The following is a 21,731-nucleotide window of genomic DNA, read 5'->3' on the forward strand; positions in this document are numbered from 1 at the left end:
CTCGGAGCATGGAGAGAGACGACCTGCGCTCCCGAGTGAGCGCCGAGCTGCCCCGCATCCGGCAGGACCTCGAGGACCTGGTCCGGATCCAGTCCGTGAGCGCGGACCCGGCGCGAGCGGCCGAGGTGAGACGCAGCGCCGAGGCCGTCGCCGAGCTGTTCCGCGGCGAGGGCTTCCAGGACGTGCAGGTCGTCAGCGCCCACGAGGACGGTCGCGCGCCCGCCGTACTGGCCCGCAAGCCCGCGCCCCCCGGGAAGCCGACGGTGCTGCTCTACGCCCACCACGACGTGCAGCCCGAGAACGACCCCGCCGAGTGGGACTCGCCGCCGTTCGAGCCGACCGAGCGCGGGGACCGTCTCTACGGCCGCGGCGCCGCCGACGACAAGGCCGGGATCGCCGCGCACCTCGCCGCCGTGCGCGCGCTCGGCGAGGACCTCGACGTGGGCGTGACGATGTTCGTCGAGGGCGAGGAGGAGGTCGGCTCGGAGACGCTGCCGGCCCTGCTCCAGCAGCACCACGACTTCCTGCGCTGCGACGTGATGGTGATCGCCGACTCCGCCAACTGGGACGTCGGCGTCCCCGCGCTGACCACCAGCCTGCGCGGCCTGGCCACGATCGACGTCGGGGTACGCACCCTGACCCACGCGGTCCACTCGGGCATGTGGGGCGGGCTGGTGCCCGACGCGCTGATGACCCTGACCCGGCTCCTCGCCACCCTGCACGACGACGAGGGCAACGTCGCCGTGGCCGGGCTGCACGCGGGCCCGGCGGCGGACGTGGACTACCCCGAGGAGCGGCTGCTGGCCGACTCCGGGATCGCGCCCGGCGTGCAGTTCATCGGGTCCGGCACCGCGGTGGAGCGGTTGTGGACCAAGCCCGCGCTGACGATCACCGGTCTGGACGCCCCCAGGGTGGACGGCGCCAGCAACACCCTGAGCCCGACCGCCCGCGCCGCGATCTCGGTGCGGGTCGCACCGGGGGACACCTCGGCGAACGCGATCGAGTGCCTGCGCCGGCACCTGGAGGCCCACGTCCCCTGGGGCGCGGAGCTCTCGTTCTCGGTGACCGACAAGGGGGAGCCCACCCTGATCGAGGCGGTCGGGCCGGCGTACGACGCGGCTCGCGACGCCTTCGCCGAGGCCTGGGACGGCGTCCGCCCGATCGACATGGGGGTCGGCGGCTCGATCCCGTTCATCGCGGAGTTCCTGCAGAGCTTCCCCGACGCCAGCGTGCTCGTCACCGGCGTCGAGGACCCGGACACGCGGGCGCACGGCGCCAACGAGGGACTGCACCTCGCGGAGTTCGAACGCGTCTGCCTGGCCGAGGCGCTGCTCCTCGCCGACCTGGCCACCCTCGAGGTCTGAGGTGGCACTCACGACCGAGGCGGTCCTCGAGCTGATGCAGTCGGTCGCCGCCGAGGTGATCACCCCCCGGTTCCGCTCGCTCTCGGACGCCCAGATCGACGAGAAGAACCCCGGCGACCTGGTCACGGTCGCCGACCGGGAGGCCGAGGAGCTGATCACGCAGGCCCTGCTGGAGGCCTACCCGGACTCCGTGGTGCTCGGCGAGGAGGCCTACTCCGAGGACAAGGACCTGCTGCGCCGCTTCCGGGAGGCCGGGCACGGCTTCACCGTGGATCCCGTCGACGGCACCAAGAACTTCGTGCACGGCTCTCCCGACCACGCCGTGATGCTCTCCGAGGTGGTCGACGGCGAGACGGTCCGCGGCTGGATCTGGCAGCCCGAGCACAAGATCGCCTGGGTCGCCGAGCACGGTGCCGGCGTACGACGCAACGGCGAGCCGCTCCACCGCGCCCCTGCCGGTGACCAGCCGCAGGGCGCCACGTCGATCTGGTCGCGCCGTGGCCGCCAGCCCGCGGGCCTGCCCGCCCTGATCGGCTCCTGGGTGTGCTGCGGGATCGACTACCCCAAGCTGATCGAGGGGGACACCGACTACCTGCTCTACGGGCACACCTTCCCGTGGGACCACCTGCCCGGGACCCTGATGGTCCGGGAGGCGGGCGGCGCCAGCGCCCACCGGGACGGCACGCCGTACGACGCCCGCTCCGGCGGGGCGGGCCTGATCGTGGCCGCCGACCCGGCCACCCTGGAGGCCGCGCGCGAGGCCTGCGACGGGCTCTGGCCGCAGTCGTAGGACCCCGGACCGCGACGTCGTCGGCCTCACCGGGTGGCCGACATCGCGCCCACCGACGAGGTCACCGACACGGACCTCGATGAGATCCGCAACGTGTGCCGCTGCGGCACCCACAACCGGATCCGCGAGGCGATCAAGGCCGGCGCCGAGAACAGGTGACCTGCTCGCCCCGCCCCCTCTGGCACCCTGTCGGTCGTGCCCCCGAAGAAGAAGAAGAAGACCCCGAAGGCAACGGCGGCTCCTGCGCTGCTCCAGGTGCGGGGGCTGGTGCGCAACTTCGGGGACGTCGAGGTGATCACCGGGCTCGACCTCGACGTGCACGCGGGGAGCGCGGTCGCGCTGGTGGGGCGCAACGGGGCCGGCAAGTCCACGGTGCTGCGCTGCATCACCGGGGCCGACAAGCCCACCGCAGGCACGATCGAGCTCGACGGCGAGCCCCTCGACGAGCGCTCGCCGCGGGTGCGGTCGGCGTTCTCGGTCGTGATGGACGACATGGACTTCTTCCCCGACCTGAGCGTGGTCGAGCACCTCGACCTGTTCGCCAAGGCCCACCGGGTCCCGGACGCCGAGCAGGTCGTCGACGAGGTCCTCCACGAGCTCGGCCTGATGCCGCAGTCGGGCCAGCTCCCCGGCACCCTGTCCTCGGGCCAGAAGCGTCGCCTGGCACTGGCCAGCGCCTTCGTCCGGCCGAGGCGGCTGCTGGTCCTCGACGAGCCCGAGCAGCGCCTGGACACCGCGGGCCTGGAGTGGCTGGCCGCCCGGCTCAACCGGGAGAAGGCCGACGGGCTCGGCGTCCTGATGGCCAGTCACGCGCCGGAGCTGGTGGAGGCGGTCGCCGACCGCGTGGTCGTGATCGGCGAGCCCGCGTGACCCCGGCACGCCGATGAGCGCCGCGAGCAAGGAGGTCAAGGACCTCCGCGGCGACATCCGGCACTGGCGGCGCGGGCGGGTGGACACCAAGATCAGCGAGGCGATCGAGGACGCCTACGTGATGATCTTCTCCGCCCTGGTGCTGGGCTCGATGGTGGTCAGCGTCATCGTCAACCTGCGCCTGGTCACCGAGGAGGCGTGCACGGTCGGCGGCTGCCAGGAGGCGCGCGCCGCCCTGCCGTGGCTGGTCGCGCTGGGCGTCCTGGTGCTCGTGCTCACGCTCTCCCGGATCTTCGGCCCGGTCTTCGTCCCCCCGGCCGTCGGGTCCTGGCTGCTCAGCGCCCCCGTGGACCGCGCCAGCCTGCTGCGCCCCCGGCTGCTGCGGACCACGGCGATCGCGGCGGTCCTCGGTGGCCTGTTCGCCGCCGCGGCCAGCACGCTCGGCGGGTTCGGCCTGCACCCGCTGCTGGCGTTCAGCGTCGCGGCCGCGCTGCTCTCGCTCGCCGTGGTCTGCCTGGCGGCGCTGTCCCAGTCGGGCTCCGGCACCGGCGCGCGGCTGCTCACCTGGGTGCTGGGCGTCCTCGTCTGGACCGGCCTGGTGCTGGTGGCCGCGGGTGCGTGGCCGCGCTGGTCGCCGCCCACCGCGATGGACACGGCCTCGTGGTCGGGGATCGCCGTGATCGGGCTCGTGGCTGCCGCTGCGCTGGTCCTCGCCGTACGACGGGTCGGTCGCCTCGGCCGGCACGCCGTGGCCCCCGGCGGCTCCCTCGCCCCCGGGCTCTCCGGTGCCCTGGCGACCCTGGACCTCGCGCTGTTCTACGACGTGCTCCTCGCGCACCGCTGGAACCGTCACGACGCCGTCCGTCCCCGTCGGGGCGGGCCCAGCGGCCCGGCGGCGCTGGTGTGGTGCGACCTCAGCCGGGTGCGCCGCAGCCCGCAGACCCTGGTGCTGCTGGCCGGCGCCGTCGCCCTGCCGTACGCCGCCGAGACGGCCGGCGCGGGCCGGGTGCTGCTCCTGCTCGGCGCCCTCGCCGGCTTCCTCGCCGGGCTGCCCCTGCTGGCCGGGATGCGGGTGCTGACCCGCACGCCGAGCCTGGTCCGGGCAATGCCGTTCCCGGACTCCACCACCCGGTCGAGCACGCTCGTCGTACCCGGTGTCGCCCTGCTGCTGTTCGGCCTGGCCACCGCTCCCGCACTGCACCGCGGCCTCGACGTCCTCTGGGCCGACGCGGTCGTGCTGGGCCTGACCATCGGCGCGTGCGCGCTCGCCGGGGCCGTGCGCTGGGTCACCGGGCGCCCACCCGACTACTCCCGGCCGCTGGTCTCGACGCCCGCTGGTGGCGTGCCCACAAACCTCTACGGCAGCGTGGTCCGCGGCTTCGACATCCTGCTGCTCACCGCGGCGCCGGTGCTGTTCTCACCGACGCTCACAGGGGCGTTCGTCTCGGTGCTGCTCGTCGTCGCGGTGCTGTCCTACCTGACCGGACGCGAGTAACCCGGACCGTCGGCGCGAGCCGGGGCCGTGGGCACGTACACTCGGCGACGTGGTCAGCCCAGCGAACCCCGGGGCACGCCGTCGTGGAGACGGACGCCTGAATCACGACCTCGATCCGGCCGAGCGCGGACCACAGGACGCCTGCGGCGTCTTCGGTGTCTGGGCCCCGGGTGAGGACGTCGCCAAGCTCACCTACTACGGCCTCTACGCGCTGCAGCACCGTGGCCAGGAGTCGGCGGGCATCGCGGTCAGCAACGGTCGCCAGATCCTGGTCTACAAGGACATGGGCCTGGTCTCCCAGGTCTTCGACGAGTCCACCCTCGCGGCCCTCCAGGGGCACCTCGCGATCGGCCACTCGCGCTACTCCACCACCGGCGCCAGCATCTGGCACAACGCCCAGCCCACGTTCCGGCCCACGGCCGACGGGTCCATCGCGCTGGGCCACAACGGCAACCTGACCAACACCGGCGAGCTCCAGCAGCTGATCGCCGACCTGCCGGCCGAGGGCAACGAGCTCGACTTCAACGCACACAAGCTGCAGACCAGCACCAACGACACCTCGCTGGTGACCGCGCTGCTGGCCTACCACCCCGACACCACCCTCGAGGACCGCGCGGCGGAGCTGCTGCCCAAGCTCAAGGGTGCCTACTCGTTCGTGTGGATGGACGAGAACACCCTCTACGCCGCCCGGGACCCGCAGGGCATCCGGCCGCTCGTGCTCGGCAGGCTGGAGCGTGGCTGGGTGGTGGCGAGCGAGACGGCGGCGCTCGACATCGTCGGAGCCTCCTACGTCCGCGAGATCGAGCCCGGTGAGATGGTCGCCATCGACGACCAGGGCCTGCGCACCCGTCGCTTCGCCGAGGCCGCGCCAAAGGGCTGCCTGTTCGAGTTCGTCTACCTGGCCCGTCCGGACACCCGCATCTCCGGACAGCGCATCCACAGCGTGCGCGTCGAGATCGGCCGCCGGCTGGCCCAGGACTTCCCCGCCGACGCGGACCTGGTGATCCCGGTCCCGGAGTCCGGCACCCCCGCAGCCATCGGGTACGCCGAGGCGAGCGGGATCCCCTACGGCATGGGACTGGTGAAGAACTCCTATGTGGGGCGCACGTTCATCCAGCCCAGCCAGACGATCCGCCAGCTCGGGATCAGGCTCAAGCTCAACCCGTTGCGCGACGTGATCGAGGGCAAGCGGCTCGTGGTCGTCGACGACTCCATCGTGCGTGGCAACACCCAGCGTGCGCTGGTGCGGATGCTGCGCGAGGCGGGTGCCCGCGAGGTGCACGTCCGGATCGCCAGCCCGCCGGTGAAGTGGCCGTGCTTCTACGGCATCGACTTCGCCACCCGGGCCGAGCTGATCGCCAACGGCCTCGGCACCGAGGAGATCCGTTCCTCGATCGATGCCGACTCCCTGGGCTACATCTCGCTCGAGCAGCTCATCGAGGCCACGACCGTGCCCGCGGAGAAGCTGTGCCGGGCGTGCTTCGACGGTGTCTACCCGGTGAAGCTGCCGGAGCCGGAGTTCCTCGGCAACCACCTGCTCGAGAGCGCCCCCCTGCTCGACTCCGACGGCCTCGCCACCTCCCTTGCCGGTGGCGGAGCCCCTGACGCACTGAGGCGACCATGAGCGGTACGACGTACGAACAGGCCGGTGTCTCCATCGATGCCGGTGACAAGGCTGTCGAGCTGATGAAGGTGTGGGTCGAGCAGGCGCGGCGACCCGAGATGATCGGCGGGATCGGCGGCTTCGCAGGCCTCTTCGACGCCACCCTGCTCAAGGCCTACGACCAGCCGCTGCTGGCCAGCTCGGCCGACGGCGTGGGCACCAAGGTCGCCATCGCACAGGCGCTGGACAAGCACGACACCATCGGGTTCGACCTCGTCGGGATGCTCGTCGACGACCTGGTCGTCTGCGGCGCCGAGCCGCTGTTCCTCACCGACTACATCGCCACCGGCCGGGTCGTGCCGGAGCGGATCGCAGCCATCGTCAAGGGCATCGCCGAGGCCTGCGTGGTCGCCGGCTGCGGCCTGATCGGCGGCGAGACCGCCGAGCATCCCGGCCTGCTGGGTCCTGACGAGTACGACGTCGCCGGGTCCACCACCGGAGTCGTCGAGGCCAGCCAGCTGCTCGGCCCCGGGCGGGTGCGCCCGGGCGACGTGGTGATCGCGATGGCCTCCAGCGGCCTGCACGCCAACGGCTACTCCCTGGTGCGCCACACGCTGTTCCCCGACGGCCTCTCCGGCCCCTCGCAGTGGAAGCTGGGTCAGCACGTCGACGACCTCGGCCGCACCCTCGGCGAGGAGCTGCTGGAGCCCACCAGGATCTATGCGAAGGCCTGCCTGGACCTGGCGCGGGAGACCGAGACGCACGCGATGTCGCACATCACCGGCGGTGGCCTCGCGGCCAACCTGGAGCGGGTGCTGCCGGTCGAGCTCGCCGCGACGCTGGACCGCACCACCTGGTCGCTGCCCCCGGTGTTCCGCCTGGTCGCCGAGGCCGGCGACGTCCCGCGCGACGACCTCGAGCGCACGCTGAACTGCGGTGTCGGAATGGTCTCCCTCACCGCTGCGCACGACGTCGACCGGGCGATCTCCCTGCTCGCCGGGCACGGCATCGAGGCCTGGGCGGCAGGCACGGTCGAGCTGGCCGAGAGCACCGCGGACGAGGACCAGGCACGCGTCACGCTGCACGGCAACCACGTCTGAGGTCCGAGACTTTCGCCACGCCGGCAGCGGCGCGGAGAAACTTCAGGCTGCCCACTTCGCGGGCCGACGTGCGGGAATCACCACCGGCCGGTTAGGGTTGTCAGACGAACAGACAACTCCGACCGGCAGCCCTCGGCGGCGCCGGCCAAACGTGCGAGGGGGCCACCCATGGGGCGCGGCCGGGCAAAGGCGAAGCAGACCAAGGTTGCTCGCGAATTGAAGTACCAGACCCACGAGACGGACTTCGCGTCTCTGGCTCAGGAGCTCCACGGGAGCGAATCGGCACCGGCCAGGCGTACCGAGCCGGTGGATGCCGTCGACCCCGACGAGTACGACAAGTGGGCGGACTACTCCGACACCACTTCGCGAGACTGACTCCAACCAGCCGTCACCCTGGTCCCACCTAGGCCCGTCCTCGACGACGGGTGTGGGGCCCGGGTGACGGACTCGCGCTGAGGAGACTCTCTCCGGAACCCGGGGACCTCGGGACCTCCTGCGTTCCCCGGACCCCCGAATCCGCGGCGTTCGATGCCGCCTGCCCGGCCCTGTGCCCGAGGCGGGCCGGACGCGACCTGCGCTGCTCCGGTGCTATACCATGAGATATGTCGGTCTTGGGCCGATTGCACGGTTTAGGTAGCTCAGTCAAGGGTGGATCCTGACTGGTCTAGACTGGATCGCCCGATTTACGGCCGTTTTCGGGAATCCGGACATTTCATGTTTCACGCCATCAGGCCCGATGGCACACTCGAACCAGAGCAGAGAGCTCCGATGTCAAGTACCAAAGGGGAGCGCCGTGGTAACGCGACCGACCGAAACAGAATCCCTCCTCACACCTGCTGAGGTGGCTGCAATGTTCCGCGTGGACCCGAAGACGGTCACGCGCTGGGCCAAGGCAGGCAAGTTGAGCGCCATTCGCACGCTGGGCGGCCACCGCCGCTACCGCGAGTCCGAGGTCAAGGAGCTGCTGGGCGACGTCATCCCGGCTCAGCGCAGCGCACGCGACTGATCGAGCCGTTTGCTCGGTCTCGATCAGTACGTACTTTTCTCGGGTAGGAGTCACCCCTCGGCCAGGCGGCCGGTCCTCGTGCCGGCCGCACCACGGTCGGATCGGGTGGCTCCGGCGAAGGTGTGGAACCCAGTGAGACCCGCTCGTGGGGAAGCTCGCGCGATCGTCGTGATCTCCTCCTAGGGGCACCACTCCTCTCGCCGGCCGGACAGCCGTATCTCCGGGTCGGCCCGATCGCACCGCCACCGTCGGGACGACCCGGTCGTCATGTCCGGGGGCGGTCGACCGGCTCGCTCCTGGCGTGCGGTGACCGGCGCTCAGACGAGCTTGCGACGGTCCCAGAGCCGCAGGGCGGGGCGTCGGGGTGCCACCGGTGGCTCGACCCGCACCTCGCGGGTCTCGGCGATCTGGTCCAGCACCCGCATCGCGGCGGCCCGGCCGTCGGCGATGTGCCGTGCGGTGCAGGAGAAGTCGGTCATGCGCACGCCCCGGTCAGGGGTCCGCATCCGGTGCACGGCCACGTGCAGGCCCAGGTCCGGCTCCGGGCGCACGCGCGTCGCCACGCCCAGGCTGGCGACGAGCACGTCCACCGGCGTACGCCCGCTGGGCAGCCGTGCCGGAACGCTCGCGTCCAGGACGAACACGCGCGTCGGCGCGAGGTCGGCGGCGCCAGTGACCGGGACGAGGTCGGCCACGCCTCCGTCCACGTGCGGTCCGGGGTGTCCACAGCTGGCGGGGAGCACGACCGGCGGGAAGACTGCGGGCACCGCAGCCGAGGCAAGCAGCAGCCGGTCGAGCCTGCCGTGCCGGTGATAGACCGCCGCGGAGCCGCCCAGGGGCGTGGTCACCACGCGGACCGGTGTGGCGAGGTCCTCCAGGTTCCTCGCCGGCACCCACTCGGCGATGAGCCGGGCCAGGGCGGCGGAGGAGAACAGGTAGGGGCGCTGTCGCAGCAGGTGGCCCACCCGGGTGAGGGTGCCTCCGGGGAAGATGTCGCGGGTGCCCAGCGCGAGCCAGCGCGAGGTGAGCTCGCGAGTCCGGTCGTGGTCGGCGCGGTAGCCGAGGAAGGCGGCGTTCAGGGCGCCGACCGAGGTGCCCACCAAGGCGTGGGGGACGATCCCGTGCTCCAGGAGCACGGCCAGCATCCCGACCTGGACGGCGCCGCGAGAGGCTCCTCCGGAGAGGACGAACACGTTGCGTTCGGTGGGGGACGGGTCCTGCGGGCACGCGTCCTTCGACGGGGAACCGCTGGAGCCGGGCCAGGTCCTCATCAACGCCTCCCCGCGTAGTCGACCGCTGCCGCCCCCCGGTCTCGCCACTATGACGTAAACCATGTCCGGTATGAGGCGAAATAAGGGAAGTAGTGGAGTTGGGGTTGATGTGACACCTGCGAGACTGCGCAGGAAGAGAGGTGGTCCGTGCGCATCGTCTACAACAGCTTCCATGGCCGGTACTCCGACAGCCCGCGAGCACTCCACGAGCGGCTCCGGTCCAGGCAGGACCTGGAGCACGTCTGGCTGGCCGACCTCGAGCACCTCGGTGCCTTCCCCGAGGACGTCGAGACCGTCGACATCGACGGACCGCACGCACGGAAGGCCCTGGAGTCCGCGGACCTGGTGATCGCCAACACCCATACCGAGGTGGAGTGGTCCAAGCCCCGGCACGCGACCTACCTGCAGACCTGGCACGGCACGCCGCTCAAGCGCATCCACTACGACGTCCTGTGGGCTCCGCCCGGCAGGCTGGACCGGCTGGACCAGGACATCGCCCGGTGGGACCTGCTGCTCTCGCCCAACCCGGTGAGCACCCCGCGGCTGCGCGGCGCGTTCGGCTACACCGGCGAGGTGCTGGAGTCGGGCTACCCGCGCAACGACCTGCTCGGCTCGCCGGACCTCGCGCAGATCGGCGCCCGGGTGCGGGCCGAGCTCGGCATCGCCGAGGACGTCACCACGGTGCTCTACGCGCCCACCTGGCGTGACGACCAGGTCTTCGGCGACCCGACGAGCGAGCTGCCGTTCGCGCTCGACCCGGCCGCGTTCGCGGCCACGCTGGGGCCGGGTCAGGTGCTGCTCGCGCGGGCGCACAACCTGGCGACGGGCCGCTCGCGGATGCCCGAGGTGGCCGGCGTGCACGACGTCTCCTACTACCGCGACGTGCGCGAGCTGTACGCCGCCGCCGACGTGCTGGTCACCGACTACTCCTCGGTGATGTTCGACTTCGCGATCACGGGTCGCCCGATCGTGTTCTACCCCTATGACCTGGACCGCTTCCGGGACTCCGTGCGCGGGTTCTACTTCGACCTCTTCGAGAACGCCCCGGGGCCCGTCGTACGCACGCAGGAGGAGCTGTTCGAGACCCTGCGGCGCCTGCCCGTCGGCCTCGAGGCGCACGCGGAGAGCTACGCCGGGTTCAGGGACACCTTCACCGCGCTGGAGGACGGTCACGCCACCGACAGGGTCTTGGCCCACCTCGGCCTGTGAACCTCTGATGTGACCTTCGCCGCGTGCTCTCGCGGCGTGCTCCCCGGCTGCTGGGGTACCCACCCCGCCATGACGACTTCCTGGTTCCTGAACGGGGACTACGACTCCACGGGTGAGGTGGACCTGGCGGGGTTCACCGGCACGATGGCGACCTACGGCACCGGGGTGCTGGGGCTCCTCCTCCTCGCCCGCGCCAGCGGTCGCGAGCTGCCGGAGCGCTACTCCGTCCAGGACCTGCTGGTCGGCGGGGTGGCCACCCACAAGCTGAGCAGGATCCTGTCCAAGGCCTCGGTGACCAGTCCGCTGCGCAGCCCCTTCACCGAGTTCCAGGGACCGGCCGGCTCCGCCGAGCACGAGGAGACCGCGCGCGGCTCCCACGGGGTCCGGCACACGATCGGTGAGCTGCTCACCTGCCCGTTCTGCCTCGGCGTGTGGGTGGGGACCGGGTACGTCGCCGGGCTGGCGGCGGCGCCGCGGCACGCGCGGGCCGGGGCCGCCGTCCTGGCCGTCGTCGCCCTTTCGGACGCCCTGCAGCAGGCCTACGCACGGCTGCGGGCCGACTGAGCCGCACGTGACCGCTCAGGTGCGGTGCTGGGCCTCGTGGTGCTCGGCGACGGCCGCGAGCACCTCGGGCAGCAGGGCCGAGGCGATCACGGCGTAGCCGGCGCTGGAGGGGTGGAATCGGTCCGCGGAGAACAGCGACGGGTCCGCGGCGAAGGCGACCGAGGTCGCACCGACCGAGTCGGCCACCCGCCCACCCTCGGCGAGCACCGCCTCGGCCTGCAGGGCCCTGAGCACGTTGCTCGCCTTGCTCACGGCCGGGCGCAGGACGGTGGGGACGTAGGGCACCGAGCTGAGGTCGGGAGCCGGTGCCACCACGACCTGTGCGTCGGCGTCCCGGAGGCGGCGTACGGCGTCGCGGAGCTGCTGTGCCGCCAGCTCCGGGGGCACCCGGTGGCTCACGTCGTTGGATCCCACCACCACGACCGCCACGTGGGGCGACCACCGCAGGGCACGGTCGACCTGCTCCGAGAGCCAGCTGCTGCGCGCACCCGAGCTGGCGAACACCCCCGCGGTCGCCTCCACGTCGTGCTCGGCCAACCCCGCGACCAACCGGGGGCCGAGGGTGTCGGCGGGGCGGGTAGCGCCCTGGCCCGCAGCGATGGAGTCGCCGAGCACGGCGAGATAGACGGACACGCCGATGAGTACCCCTACGGGTGGGCGCTCATGCGCGGTGTCGCTGCGGGGCCTCCACGGGACGGAGGTCCCCGGTGGCATGCCGGCATCGGCCATGGGTACGACGGCTGCATCCCGACCCTTCGCGACCCCGGACCGTTCTCATCCCAGGAGGCAGGGCCCATGCAGCAGTACCCCGAGGGCCGCAGCGCGCCGCGCGGCACGTCCCTCGCCGACCAAGACGAGGCCCAGCTCGGTGGACCCCTCAGCGTCCTGGTGCGGCAGAAGCGGGAGCACATCAGGCTCGAGTGCCTGCTGACCCGGCTGGAGGCCGCCAGCGGCGCCGAGGAGGACCGGATCCTGATCCGCATCCACCGGCTCGTGTTCCCGCACGCCTTCGCCGAGGAGTACGTGCTGTGGCCGGTGATCCGCCGGGTGCTCCCGGACGGTGAGGCCCTGACGCTGCAGGTGGAGCAGGAGCACCAGGAGGTCAACGAGCTCGTCACCCAGCTGGACGGTGGTGGGCTGGACGGTGGTGGGCCGGACGGTGGCGGGCTGGACCCCGAGGCGCGTCGCCGGCTGATCGACCGGCTGGTCGCCGTGCTGCGCGAGGACGTCCGGGACGAGGAGGACACCCTGCTGCCGGGCCTCCAGGAGCGCCTGAGCGTCGTACAGCTGCGCCGGCTCGGTGTCGCCTGGGAAGCGGTACGCCGGACCGCACCCACCCGGCCGCACCCAGTGGTGGCCCGGCGCCCACCCGGGAACGCCATCGCCGCGCTGCCCCTCACCGTGCTCGACAACCTGCGCGACCTCTGCGAGGTCACCGCCCACCGGGCTCCCCGGTCGGCACCCACCCTGAGGCGGGCCAGCAGAGCCCTGGGACGGGCAGCGGGCCGGGTCGAGCAGGTCCCGGTGATGCGCCACGGCGAGCACCCCAGCACCCGCGTCCCGGAACCCTCCCTGCACTGACGACGCGTGAGCATTCCGGGACTACCCGTTCCAGCACGATCCCGTCTCGGCCCGGAGCTGCTCGTCACGCGGGTGGACGCACGAAACCCGCTGGCCAGGTGTCTGGCCAGCGGGTTTCTCGGTGGTGGCCAGGCGCGGGGTCGAACCGCGGACCTTCCACTTTTCAGGCGGACGCTCGTACCAACTGAGCTACCTGGCCGTACCTCTTCCTGCACCCCGGCCGGAGCCGCGGAACAGGTCAGCCGCTGTTTCCAGAGGCGAGCGAAACCCTACCGGACAGGTTCGGCACCCGCGAACCGGGACTGCCCGAGGGCTCATGGCGCCGACGTGCGCTCCCGCAGCCAGGACAGCGTCCCCGGAGCCAGGCCGCGCAGCTTGGGCGTGGCCGCGAGGGGGGCGACGAACAGGGGTGCGTCCTCCTCGGGCAGCGCCCACTTGAGCTCGTGGAAGACCCGGGAGAGGGTGTCGTCGCTCTCCACGAGGAGGAGCCCCGGGGCGGCCTCGCGGATCTCGGTCCACGGGCCGGGCAGGTCCTCCTCGGGCAGGGCCGTGGTCCAGGCGACGTAGACCGTCATCCCCGCCGTCCGGTGAACCGGCGTACCCGGTGGTGCGCCAGCGCCGCCCGGGCCGCGTTCATCCCGGCAGCGCCGTGCACCCCGCCACCGGGGTGGGCAGACGCCCCGCCCAGGTAGAGGCCCGACACCCCGGTCTCGGCCCGGCCCAGCCCGGGGACGGGCCGGAAGACCAGCTCCTGGTGCAGCTGGGAGGTGCCGCCGTTGATCGCTCCGCCGAGCAGGTTGGCGTCCCTGCTCTCCAGCTCGGCCGGACCCAGGATCCGGCGCTCGGTCACCAGGGAGCCGAAACCGGGCGCGAGCCGCTCGAAGCGGTCCTGCATCCGGTCCGCGAACCGCTCGAGGTCGTCGTGGCCCCAGGCCCCGTCCAGGCCCTCGTCGCCTGCGTCGCCGTCGGTCTTCTGGGGCACGTGGGTGTAGGCCCACATCGACTCGGTGCCCGCCGGGGAGCGAGTGGGGTCGGTGGTGGTCATCTGGCCGGCCAGCATGAACGGCTTCGCGGGCACCAGACCGGTCGAGACCTGGCCGAGCGAGGCTGCCATGTCGGCGACGCTGTCGGCGATGTGCAGGCAGCCGGGGTCGGCCGCCGGCCGGCCCTGCCACGGGACGGGGCCGCTGAGGGCCCAGTCGACCTTGATCGTGGACGGGTCGAGCTGGAAGGTCTTCATCCCGCGCTGGACCCGGTCGGGTACGTCGGATGGCGCCAGCAGGTCGCCGTACAGCGTGGGAGCCACGACGGTGGCCACCACGGCCCGCCGGGCGTGGACCGTCTGGCCGTCGGCGGTGCGCACGGTGCTGGCTCGCCCGCCAGAGGTGCCGATCCGCTCCACCGGGGCCGAGCACCGGATCTCCCCGCCGTTGGCCCGCAGACGGCGTGCCAGGGCCTGGGTGAGCTCTCCGGCGCCGCCCTCGGGGGCCGGGAAGCCGACCGTCTGCCCCATCATCGTCATCAGGATCGCGAACAGGCCCGAGCCGGGGGAGTCCAGCGGGATGTCGCTGTGCCCGGCGTTGCCGGCCAGGAGCAGCCGTGGGCCCTCCCCGCCGAACCGGTTGCGCCCCAGCTCGATCACGGGCATCAGCAGCGTCCTCACGAGGTTCAGCCCCCCGGCCCGGGGCAGGCGGAGCAGGCCGGACAGGCCGGCGCGCACCGGTGGGAACGGGGACAGCAGTCCGCCGATCAGCTGGTCGCCGATGACGTCCCAGACCCGGCACAGCTCGAGCCAGGCCTCTCCGTCACCGGGGTGGTCGTCCTCGAACCTGCGCGCGGTGAGCTCCCGGTCGCGGTCCAGCAGCGCCCACGCCCCGTCGGGACGCGGGTGGCCCAGCACGGCGGGTGCGTGCCGCCAGGTGAGGCCGTGGTCCTCGAGGTCGAAGGACTTGATCGTGGGGGAGGCGGCGGCGAGGGGGTAGAACGCGCTGAAGGTGTCGTGCACGAAGTCCGGGTGGACGTCGCTGGCGCTGCGTACGGCGCCGCCGAGGTCCGGCTGGGCCTCCAGCACCAGGACCGACCACCCTGCGTCCGCGAGGTGGTTCGCGGCGACGAGGCCGTTGGGCCCCGAGCCGATGACGACGGCGTCGTACGACGTCACCGACGCCGCTCGGCGACGTAGGCCAGGCGGCGCAGGCTCTCCACGTTGCGCCACTTGATGCCCGGAGCGCGGGCGGGCATCGGGACGAGCTTGCCGGGGCCGGAGACGGCGTCCTCCTCCATCACCACCCGGGTCCCGCCGCCCTCGGCGGACAGGTGCATCCGGACCTGGGCCTCGCCCAGGAGTGGCCACCCCTTGGCGCGCATGCCGAGCGTCTTCATCGGCTCGCAGTCGGTGACCTCGGTGTCGTCGTTGATCAGGCCGGGCCAGACCCCGACCGAGTGGTGCAACTGCGATCCGACTGCCGGCCAGTCCTGGTCGACGTCACGCATCCGGGAGGCGCCGACGACCCAGAGGGGGTAGAGCCAGCCGTCGCACAGGACGTCCCACACGCGTTCGGGAGTGGTGTTGATGACACGCTCGACACTGATCATGGCGGGACCGTACCCGCGGCCCGGGGGACCCACACCCGAGCTGCGTCGATGAGGCGAAGGCCACGTCGACCACACCCCGGAAACGCAGGAAACCCCCACCGGGTGGTGGGGGTTTCCTGTTGTCTCTGCGACCCCGACGGGACTCGAACCCGCGGCCTCCGCCGTGACAGGGCGGCGCGCTAACCAACTGCGCTACGGGGCCTGGTTTTGGTGCGTTGCTCGCACGTTTGCGCAGCCCCGGAATGCTAACCCACAAGGGGCTCTCATTCCGAATCGGCACCCCCAACGGGATTCGAACCCGTGCTACCGGCGTGAAAGGCCAGCGTCCTAGGCCACTAGACGATGGGGGCTTGTCGCCCGCGGAGGATCCCGCGAGCAACCGGGACAGCATAGGCGAGAGGGGACGTTCAGGCGTAGCCGAGGTCGTGCAGCGCGGCGTCGTCGATGCCGAAGTGGTGCGCGATCTCGTGCACGACTGTGATGCGGACCTCCTCGACCAGCTCTTCGGGCGTCTCGCACATCCGGGTCAGCGGCCCGCGGTAGATGAAGATCCGGTCCGGGACGTGGAAGGTGTAGTTGCTGTCCCGCTCGGTCAGCGGGATCCCGTCGTACAGCCCCAGGATCTCGGGCTCACCGGGGGGCGGCTCCTCCTCCACCAGCACGACGACGTTGTCCATCAGGTCCGCCAGCTCTGTCGGCACCCCGTCCAGCGCGACGGCCACCAGCTGCTCGAACTCCGTCTCCTCGATGTCCATGGGCTACAGCCTGCCCGAGACGTGGGTGGGGGTCGCTCCAACCCCACAAATGTTGGATCGGGACGTCGAGATGCGCGATCTGAACGTCCCGACCCAACATTTGTGGGGGTTGCGGCTGCGACCTCAGGCAGCCAGCGACTGCTCCACGGGCTTGGGCTCCCGCGGCGGGGTGGCGTTGGTGCCCATGAAGTTGTTGGGCAGCGAGAGACGGATCACCTTGTGCCAGGCCGAGGCGACCTGGCGGGGGAGCGAGCCCTCCTTGTAGTCGAGGCCGTAGCGCTCGAAGAGGTCCCTCACCTTCGGGGCGATCTCCTGGTAGCGGTTGCTGGGCAGGTCCGGGAACAGGTGGTGCTCGATCTGGAAGGACAGGTTGCCGGTCGCGATGTGCATCGCCTTGGAGCCGGAGATGTTGGCCGAGCCGAGCATCTGGCGCACGTACCACTCGCCCTTGGTCTCGCCCTCGATCGAGTGCTTCTCGAAGGTCTGCACGCCCTCGGGGAAGTGACCGCACATGATCACCGAGTGGGTCCACAGGTTGCGGGCCAGGTTCGCGGTGAAGTTGGCGCCCATGGTGTGCAGGAAGGACGGGCCCGACAGCAGCGGGTGGATCAGGTAGTCCTTCTTGAACTGGTTGCGGATCTTGCGCATCGTCACCGCGGCGCGGGCCTTGAACTCCGGCGACTTCAGCGTCTTGCGCTTGACGTTCTTGCCGATCTCGAGGTCGTAGGCCGCGATGCCGTACTCGAAGAAGCAGGCGTTGATGAAGTTCCACAGCGGCTGCGCCAGGAAGACCGGGTGCCAGCGCTGGTCCTCGTCGACGCGCATGATGCCGTAGCCGAGGTCATTGTCCTTGCCCACGACGTTGGTGAAGTTGTGGTGCAGCTCGTTGTGCGAGTGCTTCCACTGCTCCGAGGGGGAGGCGTTGTCCCACTCCCACGTCGAGGAGTGGATCTTCGGGTCACGCATCCAGTCCCACTGGCCGTGCATGACGTTGTGGCCGATCTCCATGTTCTCGAGGATCTTCGCGACGCTGAGGCCGGCGGTGCCGACGATCCACGCGGGCGGGAACAGCGAGAACAGCAGTACGGCGCGCGAACCGAGCTCGAGCTTGCGCTGGGTGTCGATCACCTTGCGGATGTACTTCGCGTCGCTCTCGCCTCGGACGGCGATGACCTCGGCGCGGATCGCGTCGAGCTCCTTGCCGATGTTCTCGATGTCCTCGGCGGTGAGGTGGTCGATCGGGCTGACGGGCTTGCGCTGTAGGACGGTCATGGTGACTCCTTCAGGGGGTCTGTGCGGGGTCGGTGTGCAAGTGGTCGAGCTCACAGCTGCCGGCGGCAGCGTTGATGCAGGTCTGGATCTTGACGCCGTCGCCGTCGACGGCCGTGGTGATCTCGCCGGTGCGCAGGTCGCGCACGCTGCCCTCACGCATTGGCAGCACGCAGCCGTAGCAGATGCCCATCCGGCACCCGCTCGGCATCAGTACGCCGGCCTCCTCGGCCTCGTCGAGGATCGAGCGTGCGCCGTCCGCCTCGACGATGGTGCCGTTGGCGAACTTCACGGTGCCGCCCTCGCCGGTGACGATCGTGGCCACCCGGAACTGCTCGGTGAGCAGGGTGAGCCCGCGCTCGTCGTGGTGCGCCTCGAGCGCGTCGAGGAGCCCGGCCGGACCGCAGGCGAACGTGGTCCGCTCGGACAGGTCGGGGACGAGGTCGGCGAGGTCGGCCACGTCGAGGACGCCGTGCTCGTCGTCGTAGCGGGCGACCAGGTCGATCATCCCGGCCTCGTCGAGCTCACGCAGGTTGGCCAGGAAGATGGAGTGCGGCTCGCTGGGGGCGACGTGCACCACGACGATGTCGTACGCCGCACTGCGATCGAGCCTGACAACGCCGGAGTCGGCGACCGGGAACAGGTTGCGCAGCATCCCGATCACCGGGGTGATGCCGGAACCGGCGGTGACGAAGAGGAACTTGCCGCCCTCGGTGGGGAGCACGAACTCGCCGGCCGCCTGCTCGAGGTGGACCAGGGTGCCGACCCGTGCACGGTGGACGAGGTGGTTGCTGACCTTGCCGTCGGGCACCGCCTTGACCGTGATCGAGATCCGGCCGTCGGCGCGGGGGCCGTGGGTCAGCGAGTAGGCGCGCCAGAGGCGGACGCCGTCGACATCGATGCCGATGCGGAGGTACTGGCCGGGCACGTGGCCGGTCCAGTCGGCGCCGGGCCGGATCACGATGGTGGCGGCGTCGGCGGTCTCGGGGTGGATCTCCTCGATGCGCCCGCGCAGGTCCGCTCCGGCGCGCAGGGGGCTGAACACGTCGAGGTAGTCGGCCGGGACCAGGGGGGTCGCGGCCAGCTCGGCGACGCGCAGCAGGCGCTGACGCAGCGACTTCTTGAGCACGCCGGGTCCACGCTTCGCGGGAGCTAGGAAGGTCGTCGTGGCCATGTATCAACACTGATGTGTCTTCCGGCTAAAGTCATGACCGCAGGGCGTGAATCCCCAGCAGTGTTTTGTTCGCAAAGGATGAAAAAGTGACTCTCTCGTCTCCGCAGTCCCCCAAGTTGCAGCTCAGCAGCTCCACGATCAGCGACCTGCGCGACATCCTGCCCGAGGTGGCCGGGAAGACGGTGTCGGCGATCACCGACGACGTACCCAGCTATTCGGACGCCCTGAGCGGGCCGATGGGGGAGACGATCCGCAACGCGGTCGAGCTGGCCCTGGGCGGGTTCATCTCGCTGGCCGGCCGGTCCCGGGGCGGGATCTCGCAGTCACCCACGGCCCCAGCGGTGGACGGGGCCTACCAGCTCGGCCGGGGCGAGGCCCGCAGCGGCCGCTCGGTGGATGCGCTGCTCGCGGCGTACCGGATCGGCGCCCGGGTCTCCTGGCGGGAGCTGTCCAAGACCGCGGTGCGCAACGACGTCGACGCCGCCACGCTGGCCCGGTTCGCCGAGCTCGTCTTCGCCTACATCGACGAACTGTCCGCCGCGAGCGTCGCCGGCCACAACGACGAGCTCGCCACGACGGGACGGGTCCGGCACCGGCTGCTCGAGCGGCTGGCCGCGCACCTGCTGGACGGTTCCTCCCAGGAGACCGTCGAGGCGGCCGCCGAGCGCGCCGACTGGACTCCGCCCTCCACGCTCACCGCCGTGATCGTCCCGGAGTCACAGGTGCGCACGGTCTACAACTCGATCTTCGGTGAGACCCTGCGGGCGAGCGAGACCCCGCCGATCGAGGGGGGCGAGGGGATGGTGCTCCTGCTGGTGCCGGACGCGCACGGCAGGACCCGGACCACGATGCTGAGCGCGCTCGCCGGCATCGGCGGGATCGCCGGCCCGGCCCGCCCGTGGCTGGACGTGCGGTCGTCGTACCAGCGCGCGCTGCGGGTCCGCGGACTGGGCCGCGGCCCCGACACCGAGGAGCACCTCGTCGAGCTCGTGCTGACCGCGGACGCCAGCGCCCTGGCCGACCTGCGGGCGCGGGTGCTCGCGCCGCTGGACGAGCTGAGCCCGACGAGTGCCGAGAAGCTCACCGAGACGCTGCGGTCCTGGCTGCTGCACCACGGGCGCCGCGACGCCGTGGCGGCCGAGCTGTTCGTGCACGCCCAGACCGTCCGCTACCGCCTCGGGCAGCTGCGCGAGCTCTACGGCGACCGGCTCGAGGATCCACGCACGATCCTGGAGCTGACGATCGCCCTGGCCTGAGGGGTGGCTGGGGCTGCGGCAACTCCACAAATGTTGGGTTGGAACGTCCAGACGGGCCGTGCGGACGTCACGATCCAACATTTGTGGGGATCGGGCACGAGATGGGGCCACGAGATGGGGCACACCCCCGACCTCACAGATCCTGGTGCGCGATCCGGCCGTCGACCCAGGTGGCCGCGACGTGCATCGAGCGCAGCGCGGCGGCCTGCTCCTTCGACGAGCCGCGGGGCAGCGGGTCGGCGTCGAGCAGGGCGAGGTCGCCCGGGTGGCCCACCGCGACCGTGCCGAGGCCGTTGGTGCTGGCCGCCAGCGCCTCGTGGACGGTGAGCGCCTGCTCGGGGTGCCAGGGCTCGCGGTCGTCGGCGCTGCGGTGCACCGCTGCGGCCATCGCGTCCCACGGGTCGAGGCGGGAGACCGGTGCGTCGCTGCCGAAGACCACCTCGACGCCGTCGTCGTGCAGCCAGCGCAGCGCGAAGCAGCGGTCGGTCCGGTCGGGCCAGAAGGCCTCGCTGACGTCGCGGTCGTCGAGCAGGTGGGCCGGCTGCACGCTCGCGCGGATGCCGAGGCGCGCCATCGTGCGGCTGTCCTCGCGGCTGATCAGCTGCGCGTGCTCGATGGTGCCGGTGGCGCGGGTCTCCTCGTAGGCGGCCAGCGCCTCGTGCGCCGCGGCGTCGCCGATCGCGTGCACGGCCACCTGCAGGCCGTGCCGGGTGGCATGGGCCATCAGCACCCGCAGGCCCGCGGGTGGCAGGTTCGCGGAGCCGTAGTCGCCGGTGTCGGCGTACGGCGCGCAGCACCAGGCAGTGTGGGTGTTCAGTGACCCGTCCGAGATGATCTTCAGCGGTCCCATCGTGACCAGCGGGCCGCAGCCGGGCAACGGATCGCCGCTCTGCAGGCCCGCCGCGAGGAACTCCGGGAGGGTGTCGGAGTACGCGCCGACCTTGATCCGGAGCAGCTCGGCACCGGCGGCCTCCCGCTCGGGCCACGCGTCCAGGGCCTGGTCGAACTCCAGGTCCACGAGCCCGACGAGGCCCTTGGCCGCCGCGGACCGCAGGGTGCGCAGGTAGGCCTCCGGCGAGGTGCCCTCACTGCCGGTGACGTCCACCAGCCTGGGGTAGGTCTGGAACCACTCGGCCTCCGCCACCACGCCCTCGCGCAGGGGCAGGCGCAGGTCCCGCAGCGCAACGGAGTTGAGCCACGCGTTGTGCCCGTCGCCGCTGATCAGCACCACTGGGCGTGAGCCCGAGACGGCATCGAGCTCGGCGACCGTGGGCTGACGGGTCCATCCGGCGGAGCGGTGACCCCAGCCCATGACCGGGCCCTCGGGCCCCTCGGCGATGCGACGGGTGACCCGGTCGAGGACCTCCTCGACCGAACGGGTGCCGGTGAGGTCCAGCCGCTGGGAGACCATCGTCCACTGCCCCAGGTGCACGTGCTGGTCCCACAGGCCGGGGATCAGCCAGCGACCGTCGGCGGCGTACTCCTCCATGCCGCTGGGCCGGGAGAGCCGCTCGCCCACCTCCACGACCCGGCCGTCACTGACCAGCACGTCCATCGGGGTGTCGCTCGGGATCTCGATCGGGGTGCCGGGGCCGGCGTGGCTCGCACTGCCCAGGATGGGGACAAGACGCGCCTGGCGCACCAGGAAGCTGGCCACCGATGCGGGTCGGCGTCGCGATCGCATTGCACTCCTCGGTCCCGGTCCTCACCGCTGGCCGCGGCGCCCGGCGCACCCGGACCCGTCCACACTAGGACAGCCGCGGGCACCGGCCGCCCGAGGGTGGCGCTCACCCGGAGCGTGAGGCGAGGCCCACGGCGTACGCCGTCGC

22 protein-coding genes and 3 tRNA genes are annotated in these 21,731 nt (G+C 71.7%); 13 read left to right on the plus strand and 12 right to left on the minus strand.

Features of this window, described 5'->3' with window-relative positions; all coding sequences use genetic code 11:
- The first annotated feature begins 8 nt into the window (after nt 1-8).
- The 9 genes from AC4BGB_RS13980 (at nt 9) to AC4BGB_RS14020 (ending at nt 8,228) form a co-directional block, all read left to right on the plus strand.
- Nucleotides 9-1,364 (plus strand): dipeptidase, encoded by a 1,356-nt coding sequence (locus AC4BGB_RS13980; RefSeq protein ID WP_490547490.1) that lies wholly within the window; start codon nt 9-11, stop codon nt 1,362-1,364.
- Nucleotide 1,365: 1 nt separating this feature from the next.
- The gene (locus AC4BGB_RS13985; protein WP_490547491.1) at nt 1,366-2,154 is read left to right on the plus strand and encodes an inositol monophosphatase family protein; all 789 of its coding nucleotides are present in this window, start codon (nt 1,366-1,368) and stop codon (nt 2,152-2,154) included.
- A gap of 33 nt (nt 2,155-2,187) precedes the next feature.
- A complete protein-coding gene (locus tag AC4BGB_RS13990; RefSeq protein ID WP_490547492.1) occupies nt 2,188-2,313 on the plus strand; it encodes a hypothetical protein in 126 nt (41 codons plus the stop codon).
- 36 nt (nt 2,314-2,349) lie between these two features.
- Nucleotides 2,350-3,024 carry an ABC transporter ATP-binding protein gene (locus tag AC4BGB_RS13995; protein WP_490547493.1) on the plus strand — a complete coding sequence of 225 codons (675 nt, stop codon included), beginning with the start codon at nt 2,350-2,352 and terminating at the stop codon, nt 3,022-3,024.
- Between the two features lie 13 nt (nt 3,025-3,037).
- The gene (locus AC4BGB_RS14000) at nt 3,038-4,519 is read left to right on the plus strand and encodes a DUF6297 family protein (protein WP_490547494.1); all 1,482 of its coding nucleotides are present in this window, start codon (nt 3,038-3,040) and stop codon (nt 4,517-4,519) included.
- 49 nt (nt 4,520-4,568) lie between these two features.
- Nucleotides 4,569-6,143: an amidophosphoribosyltransferase gene (gene purF, locus AC4BGB_RS14005; RefSeq protein ID WP_490547495.1), complete on the plus strand. Its 1,575-nt coding sequence runs from the start codon at nt 4,569-4,571 to the stop codon at nt 6,141-6,143.
- The gene (purM, locus tag AC4BGB_RS14010; RefSeq protein WP_490547496.1) at nt 6,140-7,222 is read left to right on the plus strand and encodes a phosphoribosylformylglycinamidine cyclo-ligase; all 1,083 of its coding nucleotides are present in this window, start codon (nt 6,140-6,142) and stop codon (nt 7,220-7,222) included. The genes purF and purM overlap by 4 nt, the downstream gene beginning before the upstream one ends.
- A 168-nt stretch (nt 7,223-7,390) precedes the next feature.
- On the plus strand, nt 7,391-7,597 hold the full coding sequence (locus AC4BGB_RS14015; protein WP_490547497.1) for a DUF3073 domain-containing protein: 207 nt from the start codon (nt 7,391-7,393) through the stop codon (nt 7,595-7,597).
- A 418-nt stretch (nt 7,598-8,015) separates the two neighbouring features.
- A complete protein-coding gene (locus tag AC4BGB_RS14020; RefSeq protein WP_027861851.1) occupies nt 8,016-8,228 on the plus strand; it encodes a BldC family transcriptional regulator in 213 nt (70 codons plus the stop codon).
- Between the two features lie 317 nt (nt 8,229-8,545).
- Here AC4BGB_RS14020 and AC4BGB_RS14025 read toward each other — a convergent pair whose 3' ends face one another.
- On the minus strand, nt 8,546-9,499 hold the full coding sequence (locus AC4BGB_RS14025; protein ID WP_490547498.1) for a patatin-like phospholipase family protein: 954 nt from the start codon (nt 9,497-9,499) through the stop codon (nt 8,546-8,548).
- Nucleotides 9,500-9,646: 147 nt separating this feature from the next.
- On the opposite strand from AC4BGB_RS14025, the gene AC4BGB_RS14030 reads away from it, so the two are divergent.
- Both AC4BGB_RS14030 and AC4BGB_RS14035 read left to right on the plus strand, forming a co-directional pair.
- Nucleotides 9,647-10,708, plus strand: coding sequence for a CDP-glycerol glycerophosphotransferase family protein (locus tag AC4BGB_RS14030; protein ID WP_490547499.1), 1,062 nt, complete (start codon nt 9,647-9,649; stop codon nt 10,706-10,708).
- A 69-nt stretch (nt 10,709-10,777) separates the two neighbouring features.
- The gene (locus tag AC4BGB_RS14035) at nt 10,778-11,272 is read left to right on the plus strand and encodes a DUF1360 domain-containing protein (protein WP_490547500.1); all 495 of its coding nucleotides are present in this window, start codon (nt 10,778-10,780) and stop codon (nt 11,270-11,272) included.
- A gap of 15 nt (nt 11,273-11,287) precedes the next feature.
- On the opposite strand, the gene AC4BGB_RS14040 is transcribed toward AC4BGB_RS14035, so the two are convergent.
- A complete protein-coding gene (locus AC4BGB_RS14040; protein ID WP_490547501.1) occupies nt 11,288-11,905 on the minus strand; it encodes an SGNH/GDSL hydrolase family protein in 618 nt (205 codons plus the stop codon).
- A gap of 162 nt (nt 11,906-12,067) precedes the next feature.
- On the opposite strand from AC4BGB_RS14040, the gene AC4BGB_RS14045 reads away from it, so the two are divergent.
- Nucleotides 12,068-12,853, plus strand: a complete 786-nt coding sequence (locus tag AC4BGB_RS14045; protein ID WP_490547502.1) for a hemerythrin domain-containing protein — start codon at nt 12,068-12,070, stop codon at nt 12,851-12,853.
- A 122-nt stretch (nt 12,854-12,975) separates the two neighbouring features.
- On the opposite strand, the gene AC4BGB_RS14050 is transcribed toward AC4BGB_RS14045, so the two are convergent.
- The 9 genes from AC4BGB_RS14050 to AC4BGB_RS14090 all read right to left on the minus strand — a co-directional run bounded on the left by AC4BGB_RS14050 (nt 12,976) and on the right by AC4BGB_RS14090 (nt 18,646).
- A tRNA-Phe gene (locus tag AC4BGB_RS14050) sits at nt 12,976-13,052 on the minus strand.
- 115 nt (nt 13,053-13,167) lie between these two features.
- A complete protein-coding gene (locus AC4BGB_RS14055; RefSeq protein ID WP_490547503.1) occupies nt 13,168-13,428 on the minus strand; it encodes a hypothetical protein in 261 nt (86 codons plus the stop codon).
- The gene (locus AC4BGB_RS14060) at nt 13,425-15,014 is read right to left on the minus strand and encodes a phytoene desaturase family protein (RefSeq protein ID WP_490547504.1); all 1,590 of its coding nucleotides are present in this window, start codon (nt 15,012-15,014) and stop codon (nt 13,425-13,427) included. The genes AC4BGB_RS14055 and AC4BGB_RS14060 overlap by 4 nt, the downstream gene beginning before the upstream one ends.
- Nucleotides 15,011-15,448: an SRPBCC family protein gene (locus tag AC4BGB_RS14065; RefSeq protein ID WP_490547505.1), complete on the minus strand. Its 438-nt coding sequence runs from the start codon at nt 15,446-15,448 to the stop codon at nt 15,011-15,013. The genes AC4BGB_RS14060 and AC4BGB_RS14065 overlap by 4 nt, the downstream gene beginning before the upstream one ends.
- A gap of 128 nt (nt 15,449-15,576) precedes the next feature.
- Nucleotides 15,577-15,650: transfer RNA gene (locus AC4BGB_RS14070), tRNA-Asp, on the minus strand.
- A gap of 75 nt (nt 15,651-15,725) precedes the next feature.
- Nucleotides 15,726-15,798 (minus strand) — tRNA-Glu (locus tag AC4BGB_RS14075).
- Nucleotides 15,799-15,855: 57 nt separating this feature from the next.
- Entirely contained in the window at nt 15,856-16,203 is a 348-nt protein-coding gene (locus tag AC4BGB_RS14080; protein ID WP_490547506.1) for a metallopeptidase family protein, read from the minus strand.
- A gap of 123 nt (nt 16,204-16,326) precedes the next feature.
- Complete coding sequence (locus AC4BGB_RS14085; protein WP_490547507.1) at nt 16,327-17,475, minus strand: fatty acid desaturase family protein; 1,149 nt, start codon at nt 17,473-17,475, stop codon at nt 16,327-16,329.
- Between the two features lie 10 nt (nt 17,476-17,485).
- Nucleotides 17,486-18,646 (minus strand): ferredoxin reductase, encoded by a 1,161-nt coding sequence (locus tag AC4BGB_RS14090; RefSeq protein WP_490547508.1) that lies wholly within the window; start codon nt 18,644-18,646, stop codon nt 17,486-17,488.
- 86 nt (nt 18,647-18,732) lie between these two features.
- Here AC4BGB_RS14090 and AC4BGB_RS14095 point away from each other — a divergent pair, with 86 nt between their 5' ends.
- A complete protein-coding gene (locus AC4BGB_RS14095; RefSeq protein WP_490547509.1) occupies nt 18,733-19,902 on the plus strand; it encodes a PucR family transcriptional regulator in 1,170 nt (389 codons plus the stop codon).
- Nucleotides 19,903-20,035: 133 nt separating this feature from the next.
- Here AC4BGB_RS14095 and AC4BGB_RS14100 read toward each other — a convergent pair whose 3' ends face one another.
- A complete protein-coding gene (locus tag AC4BGB_RS14100; RefSeq protein ID WP_490547510.1) occupies nt 20,036-21,586 on the minus strand; it encodes an amidohydrolase in 1,551 nt (516 codons plus the stop codon).
- Between the last annotated feature and the right edge of the window lie 145 nt (nt 21,587-21,731).

It is taken from the genome of Nocardioides sp. Z30_9 (assembly GCF_058215735.1).